Below are 15,279 nucleotides of genomic sequence, written 5' to 3' on the forward strand. Positions count from 1 at the left end.
TTACGGCTTAAGTGCCGAATGAGGTAGGGAGATAGCCCTACAATTGCCGCTATTGAGGGCAGTGGCAATACAACGAAATGCCCCCTGAATGTTATTGTTGGCATATTTGTTTCGCCGACTGACACCAACCAATACTCTGAAGTGTGGATACTGTCTTATGGAGCAAAACCCGCAGTCACAGCTGAAGCTACTTGTCACCCGAGGTAAGGAGCAAGGCTATCTGACCTATGCTGAGGTCAATGACCATCTGCCGGAAGATATCGTCGATTCTGATCAGATAGAAGATATCATCCAAATGATCAATGACATGGGCATCCAGGTAATGGAAGAGGCACCTGATGCCGATGACCTCATGTTGGCAGAAAACACGAACGACACCGATGAAGATGCGGCAGAAGCAGCTGCGCAAGTGTTATCCAGTGTCGAGTCAGAAATCGGTCGTACTACCGACCCGGTTCGCATGTACATGCGTGAAATGGGTACAGTTGAACTACTGACTCGTGAAGGTGAAATTGACATTGCGAAACGCATTGAAGATGGCATCAACCAAGTACAGTGCTCCGTTGCCGAATATCCTGAAGCTATTACCTATCTGCTAGAACAGTATGACCATGTTGAAGCAGGTGAAAGCCGCCTGTCTGATCTGATTACAGGATTTGTTGATCCTAACGCAGAAGAAGATCTTGCACCGACAGCTACTCACATTGGCTCTGAACTTCCGCAGGAAGAGCTTGACGATGACGATGATGAAGATGAAGACGGTGAAGATGATACTGACAGTGACGATGATAACAGCATCGATCCAGAGCTGGCTCGCCAAAAATTCATGGAATTGCGTGAGCAATATGAAGTTACCCGTCAGTCAATAAAAAGCCACGGCCGCAGCCATCCAAGCACTGCCGCTGAAATTTTGATGCTGTCCGAGGTATTCAAACAGTTCCGTCTGGTGCCAAAGCAGTTTGATTATCTGGTCAACAACATGCGTTCCATGATGGATCGTGTACGTCTTCAAGAACGTCAAATCATGAAGATGTGTGTTGAGCAGTGCAAAATGCCGAAGAAAAACTTCATCACTCTGTTTTCCGGTAACGAAACAACTGAGACATGGTTCACGGCTGCAAAAGCAATGAACAAGCCTTGGTCTGACAAACTGCCGGAAGTTGAAGAAGAAATCATGCGCAGTCTGCAAAAACTGCGTCAGATTGAAGAAGAAACTGGCCTGACAATTGATCAAGTTAAAGATATCAACCGTCGCATGTCAATTGGTGAAGCAAAAGCCCGCCGTGCGAAGAAGGAAATGGTTGAAGCTAACTTACGTCTGGTTATTTCAATTGCCAAGAAATATACCAACCGCGGTCTGCAATTCCTTGATTTAATTCAGGAAGGTAATATCGGCCTGATGAAAGCGGTTGATAAATTCGAATATCGCCGTGGTTATAAGTTCTCAACTTATGCTACCTGGTGGATACGTCAGGCGATTACTCGTTCTATCGCCGATCAGGCGCGTACTATCCGTATTCCTGTACATATGATTGAAACGATTAACAAACTGAATCGTATTTCTCGTCAGATGCTACAGGAAATGGGGCGTGAACCATCACCAGAAGAGCTGGCAGAGCGTATGCTGATGCCGGAAGACAAAATCCGCAAGGTGCTGAAAATCGCCAAAGAGCCAATTTCCATGGAAACGCCAGTTGGTGATGATGAAGATTCACATCTGGGTGATTTCATTGAAGATACTACGCTAGAACTGCCGCTGGATTCTGCAACTTCAGAAAGCCTGCGTTCAGCAACCCACGATGTGCTGGCAGGGTTAACGGCGCGTGAAGCGAAAGTCCTGCGTATGCGTTTTGGTATCGATATGAACACCGACCATACACTGGAAGAAGTTGGTAAACAGTTTGACGTAACCCGCGAGCGTATCCGTCAGATCGAGGCGAAAGCTCTGCGCAAACTGCGTCATCCAAGCCGTTCGGAAGTATTGCGTAGCTTCCTTGATGACTAATCAAAATATTTACTGATAAGTCTAAAAAGCGCCTGTTTCGACAGGCGCTTTTTTATTGCTCACGAGCTTTTTAGCTTTCACGAACAAAGGCCTGACATTCAAACAACGACTTAAAACCAATGCGACGATATACGCCATTACCCTCACGGGAAGCTTCCAGATAGCAAGCTGTTGCGCCTTTTTTCCTAGCTTCACTCAGTACATAGTTAATCAATGCTGAAGCATACCCTCGCCCCACTTTTTCTCTTACTGTACTGATATCATCAAGACGGACAATATTATCGAGCCTTGATAGGGTTAAAGCACAAACTGGCTTTTCATCGACATAGAGGGCGTAATGTTGCAAGCATTTCCCGGCAATTAATGCAGCCTGATGGCATTTCATATACTGTCCGGAGATATAATCACCCGTCTCAAATGCACTTTTAACCGGAAGAACCCAATCAGATAAACGATGATCAACACACCTGATTTCATATTCAGCCCAATACTCATCCTTTATCTGCCAGTTGATTAAATCAAGTTCCATAACCGTTGTTATGCTATCAGGATCAAACACAAACCCGGCCTGTTCAATAACAGCTAAAATCTGATGACCGGGCTTTACAGCAACAATCAGAAAAGGTACATCAGATTGCTTATCCATTAACTGAATCGCTGCTTTCAGTTCCTCTGCTATCTGATCATTTTCATCAACCACCTGTAAAAAATTTAATGAATCAGTTTCAACGCCAGTTATATAAATGCGGATACCAGTACCAATATGCCGATACATTTGGCTGATTGATGAAAAAAAGTAATCTTCCAGTTTACGATGGGACAAAACCGAATTTGATAAGTTAGATAGGCTCATATTGTTGAGTCACAAAATATTTTTATAGGGAAATACAGATATGTTCTGAAATTACAGAAAGCACAGAACATGACCGATAACATTTTCATGTTCAAACAATAATCAAAAGTCAGTAAATGACCAGAGAAATTAATCAAAAAGACAGTCAATATCACTAAAAAATAGTTGATAGCGCTTAAGAATAGTTTAAATCAGTTAAAAGATACTTATTTCTGTATATAAAACGCGCATATGAATTTTCGGGGCTAGACCTAATGCCACACAGTACCGTATAATCTCCCCACTTCACTGGCCCCTTAGCTCAGTGGTTAGAGCAGGCGACTCATAATCGCTTGGTCGCTGGTTCAAGTCCAGCAGGGGCCACCAGAATTATCAAGGGGTTGCATCAAAAGTGCGACCCCTTAGTTTTTTCTAGGATACCCATAGGATACCTTCTGGCAGTAGCGTGAGGTATAACCGATTAACACCGCTACGGTAATGAGCCGTTATCGTATTTCTCTCTGTGACATTTATCACATCACTTGAAAATACGATGTTTGCCTTTCTTCTTCCCTAACCGCTACTTGAAATGCAAAACGCCATGAGTTCTAAAAATGGCAAAGTTTGAACCTCAAGAACTGATAAGTAATTATTCCAGTGGCTTACTGCGAGCATGACGCTCAATTAACTGACCATAAGAATCAAAATAACGACTCGGCCAGATTTCAGAGGGATGTATTTCGAGATAGTTAGCAATAATCCATTCGCCTTTCGGCCACGGTCTGCTGAGAGTATTTGCTAGTGTAGATGAACTGAGGCCAGATTCACGAGAAATAGCCGCTAAGGTTGTACCGCGCTTACGTAATGCAGCAATAATATCGGCTTGATGCCAGTCTTTTTTAACATTGAACATTCCTGCTACCCCTTCCATTAATTGAGAAAATTGATGGTGGCGATTCAAGACAGGGTTCTCACAACTGGGAACTATCTTCCAGCGAGGCCGAAGCCTCCCCTGCCTGAACCGCCATTGAAAGGGCGATAGCAGACACACTGGCAGAAATTTCCTACCAGTGGACGACACTTTACAAGGGTGCTAATCCTTGACCACTGGATTTTGCCAATGGCGGGGCTACTTTAACTGATTGGTTTATCGGACTCAATAAGCGAATCAGTATAAACGCTTAACTTTTTGCGTCATATCCCATTAGATACCTCAAGGTTCTATTGCTGTTTGCACTTGAAAATTTGCCATGTGTCAAAATTCATCAGTGACTTTTTCGTTCTGTTATAGTGTGATTAGTGCGTTTTGTTAGCGATGGGAGAACTTATGATATTTCCGAAAAGTATCGTTTAGACGTCCATGTCCAGATTGGTATGAGGTCAATACATGGCTACAAACCTTGTCATCCTTTTGGCAATTCAGGCCACACAATATCAGGCGAAGTAGAGCAATCAATTCTACTGAGTAACACTCTATATTTACGCCATTCTATGAGCATGGCTTTCTCTTCATCTGTAGCGAGGCTTAAATCAACGGCATCCTGACAGATATCAATTTTTTCATTAGCTGCTCTCAGTAACTCCTGTTTTTGAAATTCAGCATGTTTTTTTAATTCATCTGCCGTTAATGGCGGCAATGGAGGAAGTTTTCCCCATGTAGGCAATCCGTCATTTCCAATGACCCGAGTTTTGCCTATTGGTGGCGTAGCAGTGTATTTTTTGAAAACAGATTCATCAACATCAATTCCATCATTAGGCCATATACCAGATTTTATATAATCCTGTTTCAATACATATGGATAAAATTCATTATTAGAATATTGATATTTCATAAGAATTATTCCATCAATATCCAATCGCCAACCACATAACAGATTGTTTTGTTGGTATATTGGGCAATTCTCCTGCCTTGATCGGACGCCTCATAGGAATTGCAGCCCATGTATTACTATTCATATCTGATGCTAAATGGAATAGTGCAGTGGATGGGTCTGAGACACCCCATAGCGTTACAAGCATACATGATAGCTCATGAGGAAATGGTATAGGGAAATGAGCATCAGCATAAAAAAATCCTTCATTTTCCCTTGAAAACCAAGCTATACCATATTGGATAATTCTACCGTCAGGCATTTTGAACCAATTAGCTCCTGACGTGAAAAATGACATATCCGGTATCTGGTTAGGTCCATTTCCTATAGTTCTATAAACCAATTCTGATAAATCTAGATTCTTTACAAACCCTGCTTTATCAGGAATATCTGCGCCGTTCTGGTCTTTTGACAAACGAGTGTTAGCATTATCATTTGCTACCTTTATTGCTTTAGATGTTGCCGCATGAGTTTCACTATCGCTACAAACATCATTACTGAGAGTTACAAAACCTCTATCATCCAAAGTTGCATAAGGATGATTACGACTTGCGGCATGTTCTTCAATTGCTTCTTTGATTGCTTTTCTGACATCGTCCATTGTCGGAACTACTACGGAGCTATTACTATCTTGAATATTCATAATTTATTCCCTCATTTAATCAACAATACACATTGCTAAATAATATGAAGGCGGTGGGATACTTCTCCGCCAGTGAACATCAATAAAATCGGTTCATCAATATTGGAGAGTACGGCTTGATTTCATTCAGTGGATGAGTTGCATGTTTTAATGGCAGGATGACATAAAATAACAGATGAATAATTAATCAATTTCATCAGATGACTGATAAAACTTAGTAAAATATCTCACCTTTTGAGCATTTGATTTAATTAAACCCCATCAAAACTATCCAGTCTCTGCTGTTGCTCTTCACTTAAGTTAAACGCAAACTCTTCATGCTCTGCCTGCCATGTACCAAAACTCATCAGGAACGCAATCGTAGGATCGATTTTGTTCGCTGATTTCTTCTTGTTTGGTTTGATATTGGCATTCGCGTCCGTTTCCATCACGACATTAGACATCGCCCATGCGAGTACCGGATCGCCGTTGTGACGAATGACCTTGCGATTCACGAACACCTCAGCCGATTTAGTCACGGGGCTAAAGCGCATATAGGTTTGCGAGAATGGCTCAACATCCAGCCCTGCGCCCTGTAATTGAGTGCGTAGGTGTGTGGCGTTCCATGTATCAAAGCCCACCAGCTTAATATCAAAATGCTGGCTGTCTTTGAGAATATCATCACGGATGCGGTCGTAATCAATGCAATCGCCTACGGTAGTGCGTATCCAACCCATTTGTACCCATTGTCGATATACCGCCCGATTCTTATTGGCGGGATTCTGTAGCCGGGCTTCTGGCAGGTAATGGCGGGTCAGTAATAACAGTTCGTTATCCACGGGGAACGTGTAGCAAATACTAGTGATATCGCCTGTGGAAGATAAATCTAGTCCGGCGTAGCACTCTAAGCCTTTCAGGTCGTTTTCATCATAATCTGTCTGGCAGGCTTTCCATGCCCCTTCTCCCATCCACGGCGTTTCACCCTGACACCAGATATTAAAACGTTTAGTCAGCATTTCTGTCCATTGTGAGGGAATGCCCCGCGCTTTCTGGATGGTGTCACGCAAAGCGGCACTGTCCACAGAGATATTCAGATTGGGATTGGCCTTTATCCAGAGTGCTTCATCATCAATCTCGTTCTCGTCGTCCAACTCGTAGATCAGGGCAAACAGGGATGCGTTTTGCTCTTCACCATCCAATATCTGGCAACAATAATCATAGTGCTGCTTACAGGCTGAAATTACATTACTGCCTGCCGTGGTAATGGCAAAAAGAATACCCTCGGGACGTGCGCCCATTCCCAGCTCAAGGGCAGAATACACCGCGTTATCAGGGTGTAAATGGTACTCATCGACAATCGCCAGACTGGGGTTAGTACCTTCGATGGTAGCAGCTTTGGCTGCCAGCGGTTTTAGCAGGCTATTGCTCTTCGGATAGGTTATTTTGTGTTGCTGGATAGCTACCCGTTTCTTGAGTGGTTTGGATAGCAGGCACATCTGACGGGCATCATCGAATACAATACGCGCCTGATCACGACTCACAGCGGCGGTGTAAATATCTTGCTGGCCTGACTCCATCACCAGAAACCAGTTCGCCAGCATTGCGGCAACGGTAGACTTGGCATTTTTGCGCGGCACCTGAATGTAAGCACTACGATATTTCCGCCTTCCGGTTGCTTTGACTTTGAAGCCGAACAGGTTGGCAAAGGCGAATTGCTGCCACGGCTCAAGCATGATGGGTTTACCGCGTAAATGGCCTTTGACGTGCGGACAGTGACGAGAAAAGGCAATAAACCGCGTCACCACCTCCGAATCAAACACATAAAGCGGGTTATTCAGGTCGTTAAAGTAGCGTTTCACCGCCTGTTTTACCCGTTTACAGGCCGGAATTGTGCCGTTTTCGATATCAAAAGCGTATTGTTCCCATGTGTTCATAGTCGGTCTAGCTCGTCCTCTTCCTCTGTTTCCACCGGATTTTTCCGCCGTGATACCGGATCAAAACCCAGTAATGAAGACATTTTTATCATGATTTTTTCAGCGTCGGCTTTGGCACTCAATGAGGGATTACGGCTTTCACTGCCCTGACTATTCACAATGCTAAAGCCCCTGATATCAAGATCTGCTACGGCTTTTCGGTAAATGGCATAGTTGACGCAATACAGCTCTAAGTTGTTCCAGTCGGCGGCGTTTAGGTCTTCCCGCTCGTTTAAGATTTTGCTTTTGGCCTTCCATTGACTAGCGGCAATATCATTTAAATAAGTAGGCGGTTTGGGCGCTCTTGCCATAATGTTCTCTGTTCCTTGTGATTTATTTTCAAAAAAATTGCCGTGCGTAAAAATTGAAGGAGGGGGCGGTTCCGTTCAGAGGGGTGTTTGTCATTTTTGATACCCCCACCCCGTTATTTCATTTAGTTATTATTCCTGCGATAAATAATCGTACTGCTTCTGTCTCCTGCTCCCGATAAGCACCTTGTTTGCGCTTGGCTTTGGTGAGTGGGTCTGTCTGTACCGTTTTACGGTTGTGGCAAGCATGGCATAGTGCTTGATGATTGGATGCAGGCCAGAACAGCACATCCGCTTCACCCTGTATCGGGATGATATGATCCACAATGGTTGCAGGCATGTAGCAGTTCAGCTTGAGGCAATGCAAACATAAGGGATGCGTTTTGAGATACATCAATCTGTATCTGCTCCATCGGTTACTGTAGCCACGTTCGGTACGTGTACCACGCTGCCTGTTCTGTTCCCGCCGATGTTCCTCACAGCGACCAGACTTTACCCGTTGTTTACAACTCGGATAGCTACAACGTCTTAACGGTTGCCACGGCATCAGTAGATCCCCACATCACGATAGACAGACCACAGTGATTTGATGGTAAAAGGCACTTCTTTCAGTTCAACATCTGTCACCATTTCCCGATTTTCATACAACAAGCCGATATAGAGCAGGCAACCAACTTTAATCGCTGGCGTGAAAACCAATCCTTTATCAAAGCGTTTACCGATATGTTGCTGACAGACTACCAACGCAGCATCGGCATAAACCGTTAATAAGCTATCATCAAGGGTGTAACCGTCCTCCAGCCGACAATGCTGTTTGATTTCATTCAAGGGAATTTCAATCCTGCTCATCGGAATATTCCTCCCTTGCAAAGCAGCTCTAGGCGAGTGTATTTCGCATCGGGGATGACCGCCATAATGCTAAAAGCTGTGCCCGTCGTGTTCGCTCCGTGAAAGGTAATGCTGTTCGCTGTGGTCACATCAGCACGATAACGCAGCCAGATACGCACGGTGGCTTCGGAGAATACGGCGCCGGATGCCACCAGCTCTCGTCCACTAATCGCTTTCACTTCTGCCCAGACCGTGGCTAAATCTACCCAGTTGTTGAGTACTTCACCAAATTTACCCCGACTGGCTTCATTTTTTCGGATTGTCACCCGATGCCGTAATCTGCCTGCTCTCATTCGTTACTCTCCTTGTCTTGTTTGATTTCCACGGTTTGTTTCCATGCCTGACTGAATTCATCGCCACCGGCACGGGGCGATAAGCCTTCCCGTTCACGGGCTTCATTCGGGCACATCACACCGGATTTAATCGCTGTCTCGTAGCTCTGGAAACGTTCTTTCGGATTGGCGCGAAGTAGATCAGCTGTGTCGAATTCGACTTGGTAGCGAATGCCTTTTGTTGGTGAATTCATCAGCAAGGCGGATTTGATTTGCTGCTCAAAATTGGCAAGCCACGGGCGCATGGTGATCGTCAGAAATGCGCGGGAAGCCTCACTAAAGTTACTGTAGGTACTGTTCGAATACTCTTGCAGAAAGATAGGACTGACATTGAACATCCGGGCGATATCTTCAATGGTGAAACGACGGGAGGCCAGCCATTCTGCATCCTGATTGCTCATTCCCAATTGTTGATATTCCATCCCACCTTCAAGAATGGGCGTTTTGCCTGCATTGCGAGCGCCCTTATAACGTTCGAGGGCTTCCAGTGCCTTATTGCCCTTGATGCCATCCAGCCAGTCAGCGGCTTTAATCACGCCCGCTGCCATCATGCCCTCTTTCATAATGCTTGCCCCGTGCCGCTGTTGTGCCAGCCCCAAACCCAATGTTTCACGGCAAATCGTGACAGGTGAGCGACCAAGAAAGCCGTCTTCGGTGGCATAACGCAAATGCAACACCTCTTCTTGTAGGTAGGTATTTACCTTGCCGCTATAAGGTTCGGTGATGGTGTAGACAAATCGGTGATCGGATAATCGTTGCGGTACAACCGATGACGGTGGGTAAGGGTGCAACGATTGTGGCTGTCCATCTTTTCCCCAGACTATGACTGCATACGCATTGCCATTTAACAGACAATGGCGCATCAGTGTTCGCTTAAACTGAAACGGGGTCTGACAATCGTTAGGGCATTCATTGAGTAAATAATCTACAGGGTGATCGCTCAACCATTCGCGGGATTCTTTGCCGTGCTGGTGCTGCACCCGATAGAGATAACAGGGCATGGTGGCAACGGCTTCACTAATCACTGTGACGGCGTTCATCACGGCAGGTAAACCCTCGGCGGTCGAGGGGGAAACATGCTCGCCGGATTTGGTATTAGACATACCCGCCAGAGAAAGAAACTCATCAATGCTGATACTACGAGTCTCAGAGGCTTTTCGCTTAAAAGGCCACATAATCACACCTCAGACAATTGCAGCCAGTAATGGCGCAAATCCGCATTGCAGGGATTTACTGCATTCAGGGAGCGTTTGGCAATCTCAACACCGCTTTCAGGGTAGGCGGGTAAACTGGTGACAGTAATTTCCCGTAATTCAGCCTCTAAGACGGTTCTGACATACGGTGTTTGGCTGGTATCCCACTGATCTTTAATGGCACGAAAACCAAAGGACATTCCCTGAATATCACCACGCTCAACCAGTGTCAGCACATCACGCCCTAATTGCGTATCAGGCGGGGTGAGTTCGAAACGTAATCCGGTGGGATCTTCGCTAAGTTGCAATGTTCCAGATGTGGTACGGCCTAACAGGTTCATATGATCATGTTCATACAGTGCCCTGATATCAGCACTTGCCGCTAGACTGGCGCTAAAGGCATTCGGGGCGAACTGTTCGATAAACTCATCCCACAAGATATGTGATCGGCTGTTCCACTTAATCACATAGCCTGTCAGTTTCTTATCACTGGCAGAAAGGGAAGCAGTGCGGATTTCAAAATCATTTTTCATTGGTAGATTCCAGATTACAAAGGGGCGCAGTGCCCCTTACCGTTAACCCGCTTTAGTGCCTTTGATTTCCAGCACCTTGATTGCGTTGGAATCCACCAGCCCGCCGCCCAGATATTTATCGGTATGTACCTTATAAAATCCCGGTTCGGTGATATTGTCAGGACGGGTACGAATGCCCGTTTGATGGTCAACGATGAAGTAACCGCGGTTGAAGTCGCCCAGACTAATGATGTCATCCGGCATAAATTCGAGATAATGGACAGGTAAGCCCAGCAACATATCAGGATCACCCGCTTGCAGACGTTCGCGCCAGATGTAATCGCCATTGCCGTTTTTCAGTTTTTGCACGTTGGCGGCGGTCGTGGAGTTCATCACCCACACTGCATTTTTACGATATTTGTTCCTGAGCAGAAATTTCAGGTCAATTAGGCTATCGGCCTCAAGGCTGGTAACTTCCAGCTTTTGCAGCGTACCGAATGCACGTACCTTGTCAGCTTTGTTATCACGGGGATAAGACAGAAAGCCTTTCGCTTTTTTGCTACCGTCACCGCTAACCAGATCGGTTTCTTCGGTGTCAACAAAGGTGTCAGCGATTTCTGAGGTTAACCAGCCCAGAATATCGACATCGCTAAAATCGATGATTTCTTGGGTAGTCTTAGGATAGGCATAGATAGGAAACAGCTTGATACTGACTTCTTCCATCTTCGGCGTGGCAGTCTCACCGCGTGCCTTGCCTTCTTCCCCGTGGATTACGGCTGCGCCACCGACCGACACAAGCTGTTTATATTCATTGCTGCGTGTGGTCTTAATCGTACAGATTCGGCGCATAACCGACTCATCAGCCAATTGCTGCATGATTTGTTTATTCAGCTCAGGGATAACGGTATAACCGCCGTCTGCGGGAACGCCTGTAGACAGGGAACGAGTTTCACCCGTCAGAATATAATTGCGTAATTCGTCATTACTGAGTTTTTCTCTGGTTGGCTGAGTCTTTACCTGATTGCGTTCTTCATCAGATAAAACCTCATAACGAGTAATTTCGGTATTCAGAGAATCAGACTGGCTGCGCAGCTCGTCGAACTGTTTGGCTTCATCGGGATTCAGTGAGCGCTTTTCATCTTCGGCTTTGGTGAGAAGTGAACGCATCTGGGTAGTTAAATCGGCTTTTTGTTGGCGTAATTCGAGTAGTTTTTTCATAATGTTTTTATATGTCAATTTGTTTTCAATTAAATATATTTAACAGCATGAAAATTAATAATAAAGCTATTTGATTATGCTAAATGATTACACAAAGTAGATGAGAGTATTTTTAATATAAATTTGTAATGAATGGCGATACAAGCCGCCACTCTAATAATAAAAATTATTCCTTTACTTTTATAGTGTAAGTTTTATTAAATCCTGAGGGGCTTTTAAACATATGCCCATAAGTGGCACCAGATATTTTGATGATTACTTCTCCAGCATGTATCAGAGTTCCTTGTATTTTTATGCGGCTATAATCTTTTGCTGTTACTGGTAATACAGGAACATCATAATCACTGGGACTCCATGTTAGACCTGAGTTTGAAGGCGTTATTTCTGCGAAAAACCCCATAGTCCCCGGTGTTCTTATTAATTCATTATATGGAATACCTATCCGAGCATCTTTTAACGAATTTCCATCAGGATAAATATCGACATCTTGACTTGCACAAGCAGAAACAAGGAAAAACAGAATGATAAGTAATATTTTCTTCATATTATTTTATTGGTTTTAAAACCACCAGAGTCATTAACTTGAGAGTTAATAAAGCAAGTATTGTTGATGAAGTTTAGTTTAAGTAATTTCATTGGTGATATAGTTTTAAATTGATATTTCTTTCAATAAAAACAAATCTAACTATTGCTGATTTATATAAAACATATGCCATTTCTAAAAAGTGAGATTAAGATTTACTAATCTAGTATGTAATTATATCATTATATTTTACAGAAATATGTTACTTAGTGTGAAGCTATAATAGCTGATTTCTGTTAGAACTGTTCCGATAATTATTTTGTTTAGTGCCATACTTTATAAAATTTATGGCACATTTAACTAAATTACAGGAGTTCCTATGACTAAAAGATCTGACATAGACAATGGACGGTTAGTTTATACAGAAAAATTAGGATGGTTAGATTTAGGACATGCTAATGGTGATGATGCAAGAAAGCTGATGATCTCTCTTGCTTTGGGGGATGAATCCACTCATAAATCTCATTTTATCGTTAGATATGTTCAATATATGGGTAAAGGGCGTAGCCTAGGGACATCTATAAAAACAAGATGGAGGATTAGAAAAGGTTTATCTTTGCATGATAAAAAAAGAGTTGCACTTACTATTATGATGTATACAACTCATTCATTTGAATCATATCAAGATTCCTTCCCCTTTACTTTAATTTCAGATAGTGGCTATAGTGGTGAAGATTTGATTTCTAACTTATTCGGTTTTTATCAGGCTATCAATGATATTAATTATTTACCTCAAGTAGGGGTAGTCAGTAAAGAAAAAGCATATAAAAGATGGGATTATTATGGAGCTATAGGAAAATATAAAAATAAATCTTTTAAGCCATTATTATTTCCTGATCCTGAAAAGTATCCAAACAATGCGATTCCTTATAATGCTCCCTTGCCTAGTTTTTTAAACACAATAATTCCTATGAGTGATATAAAAACTGGTCAAGACGTAATGCTTATTGAAGATGCAAGCTGGGTTAATATAGGTAAAGAATATGCTGGGATTGCGGTTGAGTAATTTCATACGTATATGCATTGTTATATTTATTTTAGCTATTGGTGTTATTCTTTTTTTTGCATCATTAGCCAATGTTAACTTGTCATATACAAAAAGAAATTTCATTTATTATTACGCATTTACTTTTGAGGAAATTAAGAGCATCCCTTTAATTTCAAATGATTATATCATATACTATGACTCCCCTGATGGTAATAGCACCATGACTAACGAAATTATATTTTCAAACGTAAATCTGAGCAGTTTGACAGAATTAATAAAATACACTGAAAATATGGGATTTATAAAATACTATGATAAGTATTGGAAAGATGAGCGCTGGCATAAAGGTAATACCATTATAAGTATAAAACAAAATGATACTGAACGTACCATTTTGTTTTTAGTTGAGAAGAATTAAAATACATTCTCTTCTCTTATACTGTAACCTGATGTGCCAGCGATGTGATGTGTCCATGTTATGCTATCATATGAAATTGTTATATTTTCATATGGTTGCATATCATTGTGACTTAGTGAATTAGGATAATGGCTGGAGATGTTTTTTATAGCGGCGTTCGTTAATTTAATAGAATAAAATTTTTCCAATCCCCCTGCCGAACTATTTCTATATATTTCAAGCAGGCAATCTAAATGCTCATTATTTGATATTGAAACTCCTAACAATGGAGATGATTTATCAATTGGTTTTGTTATTACTATAGGATGATGATTTACATTTTGCTCTCGGTTAATATCGTGATCTATAGAATAAATCAATATCTTATCCTTATTATCCTCTTGATATTTATTACCAATTGAATCATAAGTTGAGCAACCTGATGATATTAATCCTTGACTTTTACCGTTTAAGGTCATGTAAATAATATTTGCCATTTCATTTCCTTTTGTATGTTATTTTACCCCATAAAAATATATAACCATTCATCATTCTGTCAATAGTAACGTTAATAATTTACCATAAAACAAAATAACAATGATAAAATATATAACATAGTAATTAAAAATACTATCACTCAAGGTAATGCACATTATATTAATGTGACATTCGATAATATTTAGATGAAATAATATTTTGTTATATGTCCTATAATCCATTGTTTAACTGTTAATTTAAATTATATCGTTAAATAAAAGTATTTTTATGTGATAATGATTTTATCAAACAAGAAAAGTGAGTATTGGAAATTAGAAAATGTAATCCTCCTACCAGAGATACCCCCCTATAAATCTTTTTCACCCTCTCAGTTATGCACCCTCTACACATTCTTCTCAAAGCCTTGCTACATATGGGTTTGCAGTAATTAATATGATATTCATTCACTGTATCCCCTGTTCACCCCTTTTTTATCCTAATGAAGAGAATGTATATTTGATGTATAGCTAAGAAATAACTATACATCTATTATTTTCTTTTAAATACAAATAGATATTTAAAATGATGCAGGGAATGCAGACTTAATCCCAAAAAGTTTATAGTGGGGATTTAAAGCCCCGGCATTCAGGCAATGACGGCAACCACTCTTCGGCTTCTTCCGACAACTCAACATTATAAGAATAACCTTTCTTGGTTCGCACTTTCCGATACTCCTTTTTGTACTCCAGCATAATTTTAGGCAACGATTCGCCGAACTTGGTCAGTGTTAACGGGCGTTCAAAGCCGTGCGCTTCCATAAAAGAAAGATAAGCATGATACAAATATAACCTCGGCGCTCGTGGGCTAATGTTCTTAGTGCCCATCTTCATCCCAGTAGCTTCATTGACGGTTATCAAATAACCGCAGAAACGATACAACGGATCGGAATTGCTTTTCACCGTTAATGCTTCGTTAGAGTCGCGTTGCGCCTGTAGCAGTTTTTTAGCCTTATTCTGGTCGGCAAATTCGTTTAATAAATGACGGATAATCACGGGCAGTTCCCGACTGATTTTCTCCGAT

General features: G+C 42.1%; 18 protein-coding genes and 1 tRNA gene. 4 read left to right on the plus strand and 15 right to left on the minus strand.

Annotated elements, in window-relative coordinates; translation table 11 throughout:
- Positions 1–157 precede the first annotated feature (157 nt).
- Positions 158–2,005, plus strand: coding sequence for an RNA polymerase sigma factor RpoD (gene rpoD, locus AACS90_RS14920; RefSeq protein ID WP_099123224.1), 1,848 nt, complete (start codon positions 158–160; stop codon positions 2,003–2,005).
- A gap of 70 nt (positions 2,006–2,075) precedes the next feature.
- Here the strand turns inward: rpoD and AACS90_RS14925 are convergent, their stop codons facing one another.
- Complete coding sequence (locus AACS90_RS14925) at positions 2,076–2,858, minus strand: GNAT family N-acetyltransferase (protein ID WP_099123225.1); 783 nt, start codon at positions 2,856–2,858, stop codon at positions 2,076–2,078.
- A 290-nt stretch (positions 2,859–3,148) separates the two neighbouring features.
- On the opposite strand from AACS90_RS14925, the gene AACS90_RS14930 reads away from it, so the two are divergent.
- A tRNA-Ile gene (locus AACS90_RS14930) sits at positions 3,149–3,224 on the plus strand.
- Positions 3,225–3,486: 262 nt separating this feature from the next.
- Here the strand turns inward: AACS90_RS14930 and AACS90_RS14935 are convergent.
- The 12 genes from AACS90_RS14935 to AACS90_RS14990 all read right to left on the minus strand — a co-directional run bounded on the left by AACS90_RS14935 (position 3,487) and on the right by AACS90_RS14990 (position 12,298).
- Positions 3,487–3,750 carry a helix-turn-helix domain-containing protein gene (locus AACS90_RS14935; protein ID WP_099123226.1) on the minus strand — a complete coding sequence of 88 codons (264 nt, stop codon included), beginning with the start codon at positions 3,748–3,750 and terminating at the stop codon, positions 3,487–3,489.
- 490 nt (positions 3,751–4,240) lie between these two features.
- Complete coding sequence (locus tag AACS90_RS14940) at positions 4,241–4,669, minus strand: tail fiber assembly protein (RefSeq protein WP_099123227.1); 429 nt, start codon at positions 4,667–4,669, stop codon at positions 4,241–4,243.
- A gap of 13 nt (positions 4,670–4,682) precedes the next feature.
- Positions 4,683–5,351, minus strand: a complete 669-nt coding sequence (locus tag AACS90_RS14945) for a tail fiber protein (protein WP_099123228.1) — start codon at positions 5,349–5,351, stop codon at positions 4,683–4,685.
- A gap of 251 nt (positions 5,352–5,602) precedes the next feature.
- Complete coding sequence (locus AACS90_RS14950) at positions 5,603–7,264, minus strand: terminase large subunit (protein WP_099123229.1); 1,662 nt, start codon at positions 7,262–7,264, stop codon at positions 5,603–5,605.
- The gene (locus AACS90_RS14955) at positions 7,261–7,614 is read right to left on the minus strand and encodes a phage terminase small subunit P27 family (RefSeq protein WP_074024801.1); all 354 of its coding nucleotides are present in this window, start codon (positions 7,612–7,614) and stop codon (positions 7,261–7,263) included. The genes AACS90_RS14950 and AACS90_RS14955 overlap by 4 nt, the downstream gene beginning before the upstream one ends.
- 118 nt (positions 7,615–7,732) lie before the next feature.
- A complete protein-coding gene (locus AACS90_RS14960; protein ID WP_099123230.1) occupies positions 7,733–8,158 on the minus strand; it encodes an HNH endonuclease in 426 nt (141 codons plus the stop codon).
- The gene (locus tag AACS90_RS14965; protein ID WP_099123231.1) at positions 8,158–8,460 is read right to left on the minus strand and encodes a head-tail connector protein; all 303 of its coding nucleotides are present in this window, start codon (positions 8,458–8,460) and stop codon (positions 8,158–8,160) included. The genes AACS90_RS14960 and AACS90_RS14965 overlap by 1 nt, the downstream gene beginning before the upstream one ends.
- Positions 8,457–8,792 (minus strand): phage head closure protein, encoded by a 336-nt coding sequence (locus AACS90_RS14970; RefSeq protein WP_099115757.1) that lies wholly within the window; start codon positions 8,790–8,792, stop codon positions 8,457–8,459. The genes AACS90_RS14965 and AACS90_RS14970 overlap by 4 nt, the downstream gene beginning before the upstream one ends.
- Positions 8,789–10,006, minus strand: a complete 1,218-nt coding sequence (locus AACS90_RS14975) for a phage portal protein (RefSeq protein ID WP_099123232.1) — start codon at positions 10,004–10,006, stop codon at positions 8,789–8,791. Before AACS90_RS14975 ends, AACS90_RS14970 begins: the two co-directional genes overlap by 4 nt.
- A 2-nt stretch (positions 10,007–10,008) precedes the next feature.
- Positions 10,009–10,557, minus strand: a complete 549-nt coding sequence (locus AACS90_RS14980) for an HK97 family phage prohead protease (RefSeq protein ID WP_099123233.1) — start codon at positions 10,555–10,557, stop codon at positions 10,009–10,011.
- 42 nt (positions 10,558–10,599) lie between these two features.
- Positions 10,600–11,754, minus strand: coding sequence for a phage major capsid protein (locus AACS90_RS14985; RefSeq protein ID WP_099123234.1), 1,155 nt, complete (start codon positions 11,752–11,754; stop codon positions 10,600–10,602).
- A gap of 166 nt (positions 11,755–11,920) precedes the next feature.
- Complete coding sequence (locus tag AACS90_RS14990; RefSeq protein WP_099123235.1) at positions 11,921–12,298, minus strand: hypothetical protein; 378 nt, start codon at positions 12,296–12,298, stop codon at positions 11,921–11,923.
- 358 nt (positions 12,299–12,656) lie between these two features.
- On the opposite strand from AACS90_RS14990, the gene AACS90_RS14995 reads away from it, so the two are divergent.
- Together AACS90_RS14995 and AACS90_RS15000 are read left to right on the plus strand one after the other, a co-directional pair.
- Entirely contained in the window at positions 12,657–13,343 is a 687-nt protein-coding gene (locus AACS90_RS14995) for a hypothetical protein (RefSeq protein ID WP_099123236.1), read from the plus strand.
- Positions 13,344–13,545: 202 nt separating this feature from the next.
- Entirely contained in the window at positions 13,546–13,743 is a 198-nt protein-coding gene (locus tag AACS90_RS15000) for a hypothetical protein (protein ID WP_241538309.1), read from the plus strand.
- On the opposite strand, the gene AACS90_RS15005 is transcribed toward AACS90_RS15000, so the two are convergent.
- On the minus strand, positions 13,740–14,219 hold the full coding sequence (locus AACS90_RS15005) for an Hcp family type VI secretion system effector (protein WP_099123238.1): 480 nt from the start codon (positions 14,217–14,219) through the stop codon (positions 13,740–13,742). The genes AACS90_RS15000 and AACS90_RS15005 overlap by 4 nt on opposite strands.
- Before the next feature lie 597 nt (positions 14,220–14,816).
- The coding region (locus AACS90_RS15010) for a winged helix-turn-helix domain-containing protein (protein WP_256376550.1) at positions 14,817–15,279 on the minus strand (463 nt) is incomplete at its 5' end.

Source organism: Xenorhabdus sp. KK7.4 (assembly GCF_963876465.1).
Lineage (GTDB): Bacteria > Pseudomonadota > Gammaproteobacteria > Enterobacterales > Enterobacteriaceae > Xenorhabdus > Xenorhabdus stockiae.